Source organism: Stutzerimonas sp. 21-1 (assembly GCF_056336065.1).
On record NZ_CM150500.1, the window covers coordinates 2,947,730 to 2,959,799 of the forward strand.

Here is a 12,070-nt window from a genome sequence, read left to right on the forward strand (position 1 = left end):
CGGAAACCATGCTCAACCGACGTGTTGTAGTTTCAACTGGCGCCGCGCTTTGCGCGGCGCTGCTGCTTGGCGGTTGCGCCAACCATCTGCCGCAGCGCAGTGAGCACGAAGCCAGGACCGAGCGCAAACCGCTCGACCACAGCCTGCGCATCGAAGTTGGCGAGCCGCCGGTGCTGGAGTTGCCGCAACGGCGCGTCCGCATCCAGGAACAGCGGACCTTCGAGGTTACCGATTTCGAGGTCACCCGCCGTTACGATCGCTACACGCCCTACCAAGCCTGGCGCGAGCTGTACGAGATACCGCTCGGGGCGGTCGCCGTGGTCGCCGGCATCGGCGCCAACGTGGTCAACGTCGTACTGCTGGGCAACGTGCCGGAAAGCGCAACGCGCGGCTGGATCAGCTACGGTTTCGCCGGCCTCAACCCTTTCCTCAACGTTGAGTCCAACGGGCGCTCGCAGCAGAACCTCGCCAGCCTCGACGAACAGCGCCGCGATTCCCGCCTGGAATACACCAGCCTGCCCTGGGCCGAACGCCCGGTGCGGGTCAGCGCAGGCGAACAGCTTCACGAGCTGAACACCGACCGCAACGGCGTGCTGCACCTCAATCTGCTCGACGGACCATTTGCCGAGCAGGACATCGGCCCCATCGGCAAGCTGCTGCTGAGCGTCGAGGACGAGCAGGACGGCACGCGCGCCGACGCCGTGCTGCTGGTCAGCCACAACCTGCGCGGCAAGCTGCTGGAAGCCCACGATCTGATCTTCGACGATCTCGAAGGTGACGACGTGGCGCAGTGGGTTCACCGCGTCAAACGCCTGTCCGAGCTGGGACTGGAGGAAGAAGCCAGCGAGCTGGAGCAGAGCCTGATCGAGCTGACGCGGCATGATCCCGAACTGCAGCAGGAGTTTCTCCAGCGCCTGATGCAGGACGCCGGGCGCACCGCCTCATCGGTGGACAACTGACACCATGCCGTGGCGCTGCTGGCTACTGTCGGCGCTGCTGCTCCTAGCATGTCCGCTCCAGGCCAGCATCCGCCAGGCTCCGGAACCCGAACTGCGCGAACTGATGCAGCGCACGGTCGACGAGGCGGACAGCTTTCAGGACCGCTTCGAGGCCGAGGTCTGGCTGCTCGACATGTCCACCCGTCTCAAGCGCTACATCGCCGACACCGAGGAACGCCTCACCCTGCTGCGCCTGGTACATCGCGAGGCGACCAAGGCCGGGCTGCGTCCCGATCTGGTCATGGCGCTGATCCACGCCGAGAGCCGCTTCGATCGCTTCGCGATTTCCAGCGTCGGCGCTCAGGGCATGATGCAGGTGATGCCGTTCTGGAAAGCCGAACTCGGGCGCCCGCAGGACAACCTCACCGACAACGCCACCAACCTGCGCTACGGCTGCACGATCCTCAGCTACTACCTGCGCAAGGAGAAGGGCGACATCAGCCGTGCGCTCGCCCGCTACAACGGCAGCCTCGGCCAGCAGCGCTACCCGGCGAAAGTGATCGGCTTCTGGCAGGACTTCTGGTACGTGCGCCCCTGAGCGCCAGCGCTCTACTCGTCGCGCAGTTGCTCGAGTCGGGCCAACAGCTTGTCAGCGGTCTGTTCACCAACCAGTTGCTCGCGCACCTTACCGGTGTCGTCGACCAGATAGGTCACCGGCAGTACCGCGCTGCGTGACAGCTGCAGTCGCTCGGCCGGATCCTCGCTGAGCACGCGAAAGCGGATTCCCAGCGCCTCGGCCGCTTGCGCCAGCTCTTCACCACGCAGCTCGTCGAAGTTGACGCCAAGCACGTGCAGATCCGTACGGGACTCGGCCAGACGATTCAGCTCGGGAATTTCGGTACGACACGGGCCGCACCACTCCGCCCAGTAGTTGATCAGCAGCCAGCGTCCCTGCAATTGCTCGGCAGCCACCAGTTGCCCGTGCTGATCCACACCCCAGTCCTGCTCGCAGCCGCTGATCAGCAGGCTGCCCAGCAGCATCAACAACAGGCCTCTGAACTTGCCCACGTCGGTACCCCGTCAGATGTTCGATGCCGCTAGCCTGACCCAAGCAACTGCCGCAAGGCAACCACGTGCGCCGCCTTTATGTCAGCTCAGCTGAGCGCTGCCAGCGAACCGACGTCTTCGCCGAACTGGGAGCCTAGTCACGCCTGGCGTCGGCAACGTGCACAGTTTTGCCGCCAGGGTGCTGCCTATAATTTCGCACCTACCATCATCCCCTGCCTGCAGCGAAGCCATGTCCCAGACCCATGACAAACTGATCGGCCCTGTCCCCTCTCACATCGTCGACCAGGCGCCTCTCGCGCTCACGGCCTACGAGGGCCGCGTCGCCGAATTCAACATCGCCAGCTGGCTGCAGCTGCATGGGCAGGCCGGATTGGGCGTTTCGCTGGTGATGAAATACCGCGATGGTCAACAGCGGCGCGAAGCCGCCGTGGATCACGGGCGTACCGATAGCAACGGCAGGATTTTGCTGTCCGGCGTCGCGCGCCTGACGGTCAGAAGCCGGATCGAAGATCTGCAGGTGTACCTGCGCACCGGCGTGGTGATCGAGCAGATGAAGGTCGAGGAACTCTTCGTACAGGCCGCCGAACGGATCGAAGCACCCGCACAGCTAGTACAGGCGTAGGGTCAACGCGCCAGCTTTTCCACAGCAGGCGACTCCCGCTCGACGGGCTCGTCCTGCTGACACAAGGGCACGAGCGATTCGGGCCAGCGGCTGAAGGTCAGGCCAGTCAGGCGGTTGAGCGACTGCAGCGCCACCTCCGGAGCCCGTTGGTGCAGATGGATGACAGTATTGCGTTCGGTCTTCACGGCCTCTTCCTTCCTTCGCCTCGGTGCAAGCCTCAGCTAGAAACGTGCCAGCCTGGCCCTGCCTTGCTCCACCGCCGTGCATTCGCACCGTTCAACACCGCCGGGATGCCAAAGTGCCATGGTACGAAGGCGGAATCGCTCAGCTACTGACCGTTTTTGTCACCACCGACGCTCAGCCAGTCGGCCAGACTGCCGCCGAACAGATTGAGCTGCTCCTGCTGCAGCAGTTCCAGCGAGCGCCGCAGCGTCGGATACCAGGCTTCCGATAACGTCTCGGGCAGCCGCTCCAGCCCGGACAACGGCCACGGGTTGTGGCGCAGCAACTGGTCGAGGCTGTAATGACTGAGGTCGCGACACAGCACCCAACCGCCCGAACCTGTGCGGCAGACCAACTGTTCGCGCTCGAAGAATTCCAGTAGCTCGTCCCACTCGTCTTCGGGCAGGTGCCAGCCGGCGCGGTGCATGTCACGCAGCGCAAGCTCGCGCCCTTCCTGCTGGCGGTCGTAGAGCAAGCGCAGCAGCACCAGCATCACCAGCAGGCGCGGCAGGCGGCGACGGCGCCACTGTTGCGACGAGGACAGGCCGCAAACCAGCTCGGCGCCGAATAGCACGATCATCCACGACAGATAGATCCACAGCAGGAACAGCGGCACCGCCGCGAAGGCACCGTAGATCAGCTGGTAACTCGGAAAATAGCTGACATACAGGCCGAACAGTTGCTTGGCCGCCTCGAACAACACCGCCGCGAACAGCCCGCCCGCCAGCGCATGGCGCAGCGGCACGCGGGTATTGGGCACTGCCGCATAGAGCAAGGTGAAGGCCAGGATGCTGAGCACCAGCGGCATCGCCTTCAGCAGCGTGCCCGCGCCGAGCAACGCATACGGCCCGGAGATAAATGTCAGCGAGGCGAGGTAGGTACTGGTCGCAAACCCCGCACCGAGCAGCAACGGGCCGAGGCTGAGAATCGCCCAGTACAGCAGGAAGCTCGACACCCCGCGCCGCGGCTGGCGCACGCGCCAGATGGTGTTGAACGCCTTCTCGATGGTCAGCAGCATCATCAGCGCAGTGACCATCAGGAAACCGACGCCGAACCAGGTCAGCTGGCGTGCCTGGCTGGTGAACGCGATCAGGTACTCCTGAATCGTCGCTCCGGTGGAGGGGATGAAGTTCTTGAAGATATACAGCTGGATCTGTTCGCCGACGCCCTGGAACGCCGGAATCGCCGAAAGCATGGCGAAGGTGACGGTCATCATCGGCACCACTGCGAACAGCGTGGTGTAGGTCAGCGCCGCCGCGCTGTTCGGGCCGCGGTCGGCGAGGAAACGCTGCACCAGAAAGCGACAGAACTCCACCAGATTGTCGATGCGCTGCTGCATCCCCGCTCCTTAGCCAACCGGTCGTTTCGAACCGTCCCCCCGGGAGGGTTAGAATGGCCGCCTTCATCGGCGAGGCGCAACCCAAAATGACCGAACTTACCCTCTATCACAACCCGCGCTGCTCGAAATCGCGCGGCGCGCTGGAACTGCTCGAAGCCCGCGGACTCGAGCCGCACATCGTGCGCTACCTGGAAAACCCGCCCAGCGCCACCGAACTGCAGGCCCTGCTGGCCAAGCTCGGACTGAGCGCGCGGCAACTGCTGCGCAGCGGCGAAGAGGAATACCAGAGCCTCGGCCTGGCCGACCCGAACCTCAGCGATGCGCAGCTGATCGAGGCGATGGTCGCTCATCCGCGGCTGATCGAGCGACCGATCCTCATCGCCGGCGACAAGGCGGTAGTCGGACGCCCACCGGAACGCGTGCTGGAGATCCTGCCGTGAGTGCGTCTTACATCCTGGTGCTCTATTACAGCCGCCACGGCGCCACCGCCGAGATGGCCCGGCAGATCGCCCGCGGTATCGAGATGGCCGGACTCGAGGCGCGCCTGCGCACGGTGCCGGCGGTATCCAGCGAATGCGAGGCGGTGGCGCCGAGCATTCCGCAGGATGGCGCGCTCTACGCCACGCTGGACGACCTGAAGCACTGCGCCGGCGTGGCGCTCGGCAGTCCGACGCGTTTCGGCAACATGGCCGCCCCGCTCAAGTACTTCCTCGACGGCACCAGCAGCCTGTGGCTAACCGGCGAGCTGGTCGGCAAACCCGCTGCGGTATTCACCTCCACCGCCAGCCTGCACGGCGGCCAGGAGAGCACACTGCTGTCGATGCTGCTGCCGCTGCTGCATCACGGCATGCTGGTTCTGGGCCTGCCCTACAGCGAGAACGCCCTGCTGGAAACCCGTGGCGGCGGCACGCCGTATGGCGCCAGTCACCATGCCGGCGCCGACGGCAAGCGGGCCCTTGATACGCATGAAACCGCCCTTTGCCGCGCACTCGGCCAGCGCCTGGCGCAGACCGCACAGCGTCTGGAGGCAGCCCGTGGCTAAAGCCCGCAAGCCCTTGCCGTCCCTCGATTGGCTGGCGCCACGACTGAAGTTCGCCCGCGTCGCCAGTCTCGCCAGCTTTGTCGCCCTCGCGGTGCTGCTGACGACCTGGAACCTCGTCTTCGCCGACCTGCACGGTGCGCGCACCTGGGTGGTGATCGGCATTCAGCTGGTCCCGCTGCTGCTGGTAGCACCGGGCATGATTCTCGGCAGTCCGCGAGCGCACGCCTGGACCTGCTTCATCGTCAATATCTACTTCCTCCAGGGTGTGCTGGCAGCGATCGATCCGAATCGCATGCTCTACGGCTGGCTGGAGGCACTGCTCAGTCTGGTGTTGTTCACCTCGGCGCTGCTGTATACGCGCTGGGCCTACCAGTACCAGCGCAAGCTGGCCGGCGAACACTGACAGGCTGCTGAGCGTCGGCTGCGGCGGGCGGGTGCCGCATGGCACTCGCCATCGGCGCGGCGGCGCGCCAGACTGCAAGTTCCCTCAATCGCCCGGAGCATTCCATGAGCAGAACCATTCTCATCGTCGGCGCCTCGCGCGGCCTCGGTCTCGGCCTGGCGCGGCAGTTCTCCAGTCAGGGCTGGCAGGTGATCGCCACCGTGCGCGACCCGGCACGCGCCGATGCGCTCAAGGCGCTCGCCGGCGTGCGGATCGAAGCGCTGGAGCTGGATGATGCCGACAGTCTCGAACGACTGGCGCAGCGCCTGACGGGCACGCAGCTCGATGTGCTCTACGTCAATGCCGGTATCGCCGGTCCGCAGAACAAACCCGCCACCGCGGCCAGCCAAATGGAAGTCGGCCAGCTGTTCTTCACCAATGCGGTCGCGCCGGTGCGCCTGGCCGAGCGGCTGCTCCCGCTGGTGGAGCAGAAACAGGGCGTCATCGTCTTCATGAGTTCCATCCTCGGCAGCGTCGAAACCGGCCCCGGCATGGGCATGCCGCTGTATGGCGCCAGCAAGGCCGCACTCAACCACCTGACGCGTTCCTTCGTCGCCGGCCTGGGCGAAAGCACGCTGACGGTGCTGTCGATGCATCCGGGCTGGGTGAAGACCGACATGGGCGGCAGCGAGGCGCCGCTGGATGTCGAGACCAGCACGCGCGGCATGACCGAGCAGGTAATCCGCGCCATCGGCCAGGGCGGTCATCGCTACCTCGACTTCCAGGGCAATCCGCTACCCTGGTGATTCGCTCGCGACCGGGCGTGCTCCGGTCGCAGCCTCCCCTACCCTGGCACCGACGGTCGACAAGCCCGTACACCGCGGCTATCGTTCGCCCCCGGATGCTCGCCACGGCGACACCCCCCTGGATCAGCAGACAGGGCATAACTGAGCTGGCTACTCTGAACTCAACCCTTCAGGAGAAAGCCGGCCATGCCTGCTGACCGTATCTGGATCAAGAATCCCCTCGCCCTGTTCACCGCCAACGATAGCCACGCCCCCGGCGGACTGGTGATCGAAAATGGCGTCATCGTCGAAATGCTCGCCGCCGGGGCCTCGCCGGCGCAGCCAGTGAGCGAGACCTTCGATGCCCGCGAGCACGTCGTGCTGCCGGGGCTGGTCAACACCCATCACCACTTCTACCAGACGCTCACCCGTGCCTGGGGGCCGGTGGTCAACGAGCCGCTGTTCAACTGGCTGCTGACGCTCTACCCGGTCTGGGCCCGGCTCACGCCGCGGGCGCTGGAGCTGGCAAGCAAGGTGGCGCTGGCCGAACTGCTGCTGTCGGGCTGCACCACCGCCGCCGACCACCACTACCTGTTCCCGGCGGGGCTCGAGGAGGCGATCGACATCCAGGTCGAGGCCGTGCGCGAGCTGGGCATGCGCGCCATGCTGACGCGCGGCTCGATGAACCTGTCCAAGGAGAACGGCGGCCTGCCGTGCAAGAGCGTGGTGCAGGATGCCGAAACGATCCTCGCCGACAGCGAGCGACTGATCGAGCGCTACCACGAGCGCGGCGACGGCGCGCAAATCCAGATCGCCCTGGCACCCTGCTCGCCGTTCTCGGTGACCACCGACATCATGCGCGCCTGCGCCGAGCTGGCCGAGGCGCGCGATGTGCGCCTGCATACCCACCTGGCCGAGACGCTGGACGAGCAGGAGTTCTGCGCGCAGCGCTTCGGCATGCGTACCGTGGACTACCTGCAGAGTGTCGGCTGGCTCGGCCCGCGGACCTGGCTGGCGCATGGCATCCATTTCAACCAGGTGGAAATCCATCGCCTGGGCGCGGCCGGTGTCGGCATCTGTCATTGCCCGAGCTCCAACATGCGCCTGGCCTCGGGCATCTGCCACACGCTGGAGCTGGAGGACAAGGGCGCCATCATCGGCCTGGGCGTCGACGGCTCGGCCTCCAACGACGCCTCCAACATGATGCTCGAAGCGCGCCAGGCGCTGTTCATCGGACGCCTGCGCTACGGTGCGGCGAAGATCACGCCCGAGAAAGTGCTCGGCTGGGCGACGCGCGGTTCGGCGCGGCTGCTCGGACGCAACGACATCGGCGAGCTGGCGGTCGGCAAGCAGGCCGACCTCGCGCTGTTCAAGCTCGACGAACTGCGCTTCTCCGGCAGCCACGATCCCATCGCCGCGCTGCTGCTGTGCGCGGCCGATCGCGCCGATCGGGTGATGGTCGGCGGCCGCTGGCGGGTGATCGACGGTCAGATCGAAGGTCTGGATGTCGCCGGGCTGATCGCCGATCACCGCCAGGCGGCGCGCGAGCTGATCGCCGACTGACCACGCACTCCGCAACCGGGACGACGTCGGCATGGCGTTCGCTCGCGGTTGCGGACCTGCCGTCAAAAGCCGTCACCGACGTGGCGCAGACGGCTTTACTTGCTGTTAGTAACGCTCGTCCACTGCTGTATGGCTGTTGGCCGCCAGGTGCGCTCGTCCGTCACATTGACTTTTCAGTCAATTTTTCTTGACCGAAAAGTCAGTTAATACTAATTTTTCGCTCCAGGCGCTATCCGAGAGCCAAGAACAAGAAAGCGGAGGTCTACCTTGATCCAGTTTCTGCTCAATCGCGAGCTGCGCAGCGAGCGCACGCTCGACCCCAACACCACGGTGCTGCAATACCTGCGCGAGCACCGTGGCAAGACCGGTACCAAGGAGGGCTGCGCCTCCGGCGACTGTGGCGCCTGCACCGTGGTGGTCGGCGAACTGGTCGGTGAACGCCTGCGCTACCGCACCCTCAACTCCTGCCTGACCTTCGTCTCCGCGCTGCACGGCAAGCAGCTGATCAGCGTCGAGGACCTCAAGCACCAGGGCCGTCTGCACAGCGTGCAGCAGGCGATGGTCGACTGCCACGGCTCACAGTGCGGGTTCTGCACGCCGGGCTTCGTCATGAGCCTGTTCGCCTTGCAGAAGAATGCCGCCGCGGTGAACGAGTACGACCCGCACCAGACCCACGAAGCGCTGGCCGGCAACCTTTGCCGCTGCACCGGCTACCGGCCGATCCTCGCCGCCGCCGAGCAGGCCTGCACCCATCCCGAGGCGGATCAGTTCGACGCTGAAGAAGCCGCTACCATCGCCCAGCTCAAGGCCATCGCCCCGCGTGAAATGGCCGAACTCAGCGACGGCGACAAGCGTTGCCTGTCGCCGCTGACCGTCGCCGAGCTGGCCGAGGTCTACGCCGCCAATCCGGACGCCCGGCTGGTCGCCGGCGGCACCGATCTGGCGCTGGAAGTCACCCAGTTCCATCGCGCGCTGCCGCTGCTGATCCACGTCGGCCAGGTCGCCGAGATGAAGCAGGTGGTGATCACCGACCGCCATATCGAGATCGGCGCCGCCGCACCGCTGACCGACTGCTACGCCGCGCTGGCCGCCGACTACCCGGATTTCGGCGAGCTGCTGCAGCGCTTCGCCTCGCTGCAGATCCGCAACCAGGGCACGCTGGGCGGCAACATCGGCAACGCCTCGCCCATCGGCGATTCGCCGCCACTGCTGATCGCCCTCGGCGCCGAGATCGTCCTGCGCCACGGCGCCAGCAGCCGTACCCTGCCGCTGCAGGATTTCTTCATCGACTACAAGGTCACCGCGCGTCAGCCCGGCGAGTTCATCGAGAAGGTACTGGTGCCGCGCGCGACGCCGCAGCGGCTGTTCCGCGCCTACAAGGTTTCCAAGCGCCTGGACGACGACATTTCCGCCGTCTGCGCCGCCTTCGATCTGCAAATCAGCGACGGCGTGATCGCCGATGTCCGCATCGCCTTCGGCGGCATGGCGGCGATTCCCAAACGCGCCGCCGCCTGCGAAGCGACGCTCAAGGGCGCACCGTGGAACCAGCAGACCGTGGAGGCGGCCTGCGATGCACTGGCCGAGGACTTCACCCCGCTGACCGACTTCCGTGCCAGCCGCGAGTACCGCCTGCTGGTGGCGCAGAACCTGCTGCGCAAATGTTTCCTCGAACAACAAGCGTCCAAGACCGAGACGAGGGTGACCGCATATGTCTAACCACAACCTTGCCAAGACTCAGGAAGAACTCATCGCCCTGTTCAAGCAGGACCTGGTCACCGGCGTCGGTCGCAGCGTCAAGCACGACAGCGCGCCCAAGCACGTATCCGGCGAAGCGGTGTACGTCGACGACCGCCTGGAGTTCCCCAACCAGCTGCACGTCTATGCCCGCATGAGCGACCGTGCCCATGCCCGTATCGTGCGCATCGACACTGCGCCGTGCTACGCCTTTCCCGGCGTGGCCATCGCCATTACCGCCGAGGACGTGCCCGGCCAGCTGGACATCGGCCCGGTGGTTGCCGGCGACCCGCTGCTGGCCGACGGCAAGGTGGAATACATCGGCCAGCCGGTGATCGCCGTGGCCGCCGACAGCCTGGAAATCGCGCGCAAGGCGGCGCTGGCGGCGATCATCGAGTACGAAGACCTGGAGCCGGTGCTCGACGTGGTCGAGGCGCTGCGCAAGAAGCACTTCGTGCTGGATAGCCACACCCACCAGCGCGGCGACTCCGCCAGCGCCCTGGCCAGCGCACCGCGCCGGCTGCAGGGCACGCTGCACATCGGCGGCCAGGAGCACTTCTACCTGGAAACGCAGATTTCCTCGGTGATGCCCACCGAGGACGGCGGCATGATCGTCTACACCTCGACGCAGAACCCGACCGAGGTACAGAAGCTGGTGGCCGAAGTGCTCGGCGTGCCGATGAACAAGATCGTCATCGACATGCGCCGCATGGGCGGCGGCTTCGGCGGCAAGGAGACGCAGGCCTCGATGCCGGCCTGCCTGTGCGCGGTGATCGCCCACCTCACCGGCCGCCCGACCAAGATGCGCCTGCCGCGCATGGAAGACATGACCATGACCGGCAAGCGCCACCCGTTCTATGTCGAATACGACGTCGGCTTCGACGACGACGGCCTGCTGCACGGCATCCAGATCGATCTCGCCGGCAACTGCGGCTACTCGCCGGATCTGTCCGGCTCGATCGTCGACCGCGCCATGTTCCACTCCGACAATGCCTATTACCTGGGCGACGCCACCATCCACGGCCACCGCTGCAAGACCAACCTCGCCTCCAACACCGCCTATCGCGGCTTCGGCGGCCCGCAGGGCATGGTCGCCATCGAGGAGATCATGGACGCCATCGCCCGCGAGCTGGGCAAGGACCCGCTCGATGTGCGCAAGCGCAACTACTACGGCAAGACCGAACGCAACGTCACGCCCTACTACCAGACCGTCGAGCACAACATGCTCGAGGAGATGACCGCCGAGCTGGAGGCCAGCAGCGAGTACGCTCGCCGTCGCGAGGAGATCCGCGCGTTCAACGCCAACAGCCCGGTCCTCAAGAAGGGCCTGGCGCTGACCCCGGTGAAGTTCGGCATCAGCTTCACCGCGAGCTTCCTCAACCAGGCCGGCGCGCTGGTGCACGTCTACACCGATGGCAGCATCCACCTGAACCACGGCGGCACCGAGATGGGCCAGGGCCTCAACACCAAGGTCGCGCAGGTGGTGGCCGAGGTGTTCCAGGTCGACATCGAGCGCATCCAGATCACCGCCACCAACACCGACAAGGTGCCCAACACCTCGCCGACGGCGGCCTCCAGCGGTGCCGACCTCAACGGCAAGGCGGCGCAGAACGCGGCGCTGACCATCAAGCAGCGGCTGGTCGAATTCGCCGCGCGGCACTGGAACGTCACCGAGGAAGACGTCGAATTCCGCAACGGCCAGGTGCGCATCCGCGACCAGTACGTCTCGTTCGAGGAGCTGATCCAGCAGGCCTACTTCGGTCAGGTTTCGCTGTCGTCCACCGGCTTCTACCGCACGCCGAAGATCTATTACGACCGCAGCCAGGCGCGCGGCCGGCCGTTCTACTACTTCGCCTACGGCGCGGCCTGCTCGGAAGTGATCGTCGATACGCTGACCGGCGAGTACAAGATGCTGCGCAGCGACATCCTGCATGACGTCGGCGCCTCGCTGAACCCGGCCATCGACATCGGCCAGGTAGAAGGCGGCTTCGTCCAGGGCATGGGCTGGCTGACCATGGAAGAGCTGGTCTGGAACGACAAGGGCAAGCTGATGACCAACGGCCCGGCCAGCTACAAGATCCCGGCGGTCGCCGACATGCCGCTGGACCTGCGCGTCAAGCTGGTGGAGAACCGCAAGAACCCCGAGGACACGGTGTTCCACTCCAAGGCCGTCGGCGAGCCGCCGTTCATGCTCGGCATCTCGGTCTGGTGCGCGATCAAGGACGCCGTGGCGAGCCTGGCCGACTACCGCGCACAGCCGCAGATCGATGCCCCGGCGACCCCCGAGCGCGTGCTCTGGGGCGTGGAGCAGATGCGCAAGCTGAAGCAACAGGCGGCGTCCGTACCGGAGCCTGCAGTGGAAGCCGCGCACTGAC

Annotated in this window: 13 protein-coding genes; 10 read left to right on the forward strand and 3 right to left on the reverse strand. The window is 65.9% G+C overall.

The features are described from left to right. Positions 1 to 8: 8 nt before the first annotated feature. Together AC0ZJQ_RS14365 and AC0ZJQ_RS14370 are read left to right on the forward strand one after the other, a co-directional pair. Positions 9 to 959, forward strand: a complete 951-nt coding sequence (locus AC0ZJQ_RS14365) for a hypothetical protein (protein ID WP_008567667.1) — start codon at positions 9 to 11, stop codon at positions 957 to 959. Between the two features lie 4 nt (positions 960 to 963). Continuing rightward, entirely contained in the window at positions 964 to 1,536 is a 573-nt protein-coding gene (locus AC0ZJQ_RS14370) for a lytic transglycosylase domain-containing protein (RefSeq protein ID WP_008567668.1), read from the forward strand. Between the two features lie 11 nt (positions 1,537 to 1,547). Here AC0ZJQ_RS14370 and AC0ZJQ_RS14375 read toward each other — a convergent pair whose 3' ends face one another. After that, positions 1,548 to 1,979, reverse strand: a complete 432-nt coding sequence (locus AC0ZJQ_RS14375; protein ID WP_008567669.1) for a TlpA family protein disulfide reductase — start codon at positions 1,977 to 1,979, stop codon at positions 1,548 to 1,550. 256 nt (positions 1,980 to 2,235) lie between these two features. On the opposite strand from AC0ZJQ_RS14375, the gene AC0ZJQ_RS14380 reads away from it, so the two are divergent. Beyond that, the gene (locus tag AC0ZJQ_RS14380; RefSeq protein WP_314019605.1) at positions 2,236 to 2,628 is read left to right on the forward strand and encodes a hypothetical protein; all 393 of its coding nucleotides are present in this window, start codon (positions 2,236 to 2,238) and stop codon (positions 2,626 to 2,628) included. Between the two features lie 2 nt (positions 2,629 to 2,630). On the opposite strand, the gene AC0ZJQ_RS14385 is transcribed toward AC0ZJQ_RS14380, so the two are convergent. After that, a complete protein-coding gene (locus AC0ZJQ_RS14385) occupies positions 2,631 to 2,813 on the reverse strand; it encodes a hypothetical protein (RefSeq protein WP_008567671.1) in 183 nt (60 codons plus the stop codon). A 143-nt stretch (positions 2,814 to 2,956) separates the two neighbouring features. After that, positions 2,957 to 4,189, reverse strand: a complete 1,233-nt coding sequence (locus AC0ZJQ_RS14390; protein WP_476476827.1) for a virulence factor BrkB family protein — start codon at positions 4,187 to 4,189, stop codon at positions 2,957 to 2,959. An 86-nt stretch (positions 4,190 to 4,275) separates the two neighbouring features. Here AC0ZJQ_RS14390 and arsC point away from each other — a divergent pair, with 86 nt between their 5' ends. From arsC to xdhB, 7 genes are all read left to right on the forward strand, one after another. Continuing rightward, the gene (gene arsC, locus AC0ZJQ_RS14395; protein WP_102828957.1) at positions 4,276 to 4,629 is read left to right on the forward strand and encodes an arsenate reductase (glutaredoxin); all 354 of its coding nucleotides are present in this window, start codon (positions 4,276 to 4,278) and stop codon (positions 4,627 to 4,629) included. Continuing rightward, positions 4,626 to 5,231, forward strand: a complete 606-nt coding sequence (gene wrbA, locus AC0ZJQ_RS14400) for an NAD(P)H:quinone oxidoreductase (RefSeq protein ID WP_165595368.1) — start codon at positions 4,626 to 4,628, stop codon at positions 5,229 to 5,231. The genes arsC and wrbA overlap by 4 nt, the downstream gene beginning before the upstream one ends. Next, positions 5,224 to 5,634 (forward strand): DUF2069 domain-containing protein, encoded by a 411-nt coding sequence (locus tag AC0ZJQ_RS14405; protein ID WP_003290101.1) that lies wholly within the window; start codon positions 5,224 to 5,226, stop codon positions 5,632 to 5,634. The genes wrbA and AC0ZJQ_RS14405 overlap by 8 nt, the downstream gene beginning before the upstream one ends. Positions 5,635 to 5,738: 104 nt before the next feature. After that, entirely contained in the window at positions 5,739 to 6,419 is a 681-nt protein-coding gene (locus AC0ZJQ_RS14410; RefSeq protein WP_165595367.1) for an SDR family oxidoreductase, read from the forward strand. Positions 6,420 to 6,605: 186 nt separating this feature from the next. Next, on the forward strand, positions 6,606 to 7,961 hold the full coding sequence (locus tag AC0ZJQ_RS14415; RefSeq protein ID WP_476476828.1) for an 8-oxoguanine deaminase: 1,356 nt from the start codon (positions 6,606 to 6,608) through the stop codon (positions 7,959 to 7,961). A 267-nt stretch (positions 7,962 to 8,228) separates the two neighbouring features. Then, positions 8,229 to 9,677 (forward strand): xanthine dehydrogenase small subunit, encoded by a 1,449-nt coding sequence (xdhA, locus tag AC0ZJQ_RS14420; RefSeq protein WP_476476829.1) that lies wholly within the window; start codon positions 8,229 to 8,231, stop codon positions 9,675 to 9,677. Then, entirely contained in the window at positions 9,670 to 12,069 is a 2,400-nt protein-coding gene (xdhB, locus tag AC0ZJQ_RS14425; protein WP_476476830.1) for a xanthine dehydrogenase molybdopterin binding subunit, read from the forward strand. Before xdhA ends, xdhB begins: the two co-directional genes overlap by 8 nt. Position 12,070: the final 1 nt, after the last annotated feature.

Excerpts from the sequence above, each read along its gene's own strand:
- AC0ZJQ_RS14410 (WP_165595367.1), top strand. The coding sequence starts at position 5,739 with ATGAGCAGAACCATTCTCATCGTCGGCGCCTCGCGCGGCCTCGGTCTC.
- xdhB (WP_476476830.1), top strand. The coding sequence starts at position 9,670 with ATGTCTAACCACAACCTTGCCAAGACTCAGGAAGAACTCATCGCCCTG.
- AC0ZJQ_RS14390 (WP_476476827.1), bottom strand. The coding sequence starts at position 4,189 with ATGCAGCAGCGCATCGACAATCTGGTGGAGTTCTGTCGCTTTCTGGTG.
- AC0ZJQ_RS14380 (WP_314019605.1), top strand. The coding sequence starts at position 2,236 with ATGTCCCAGACCCATGACAAACTGATCGGCCCTGTCCCCTCTCACATC.
- AC0ZJQ_RS14370 (WP_008567668.1), top strand. The coding sequence starts at position 964 with ATGCCGTGGCGCTGCTGGCTACTGTCGGCGCTGCTGCTCCTAGCATGT.
- AC0ZJQ_RS14365 (WP_008567667.1), top strand. The coding sequence starts at position 9 with ATGCTCAACCGACGTGTTGTAGTTTCAACTGGCGCCGCGCTTTGCGCG.
- AC0ZJQ_RS14415 (WP_476476828.1), top strand. The coding sequence starts at position 6,606 with ATGCCTGCTGACCGTATCTGGATCAAGAATCCCCTCGCCCTGTTCACC.
- arsC (WP_102828957.1), top strand. The coding sequence starts at position 4,276 with ATGACCGAACTTACCCTCTATCACAACCCGCGCTGCTCGAAATCGCGC.
- AC0ZJQ_RS14375 (WP_008567669.1), bottom strand. The coding sequence starts at position 1,979 with ATGCTGCTGGGCAGCCTGCTGATCAGCGGCTGCGAGCAGGACTGGGGT.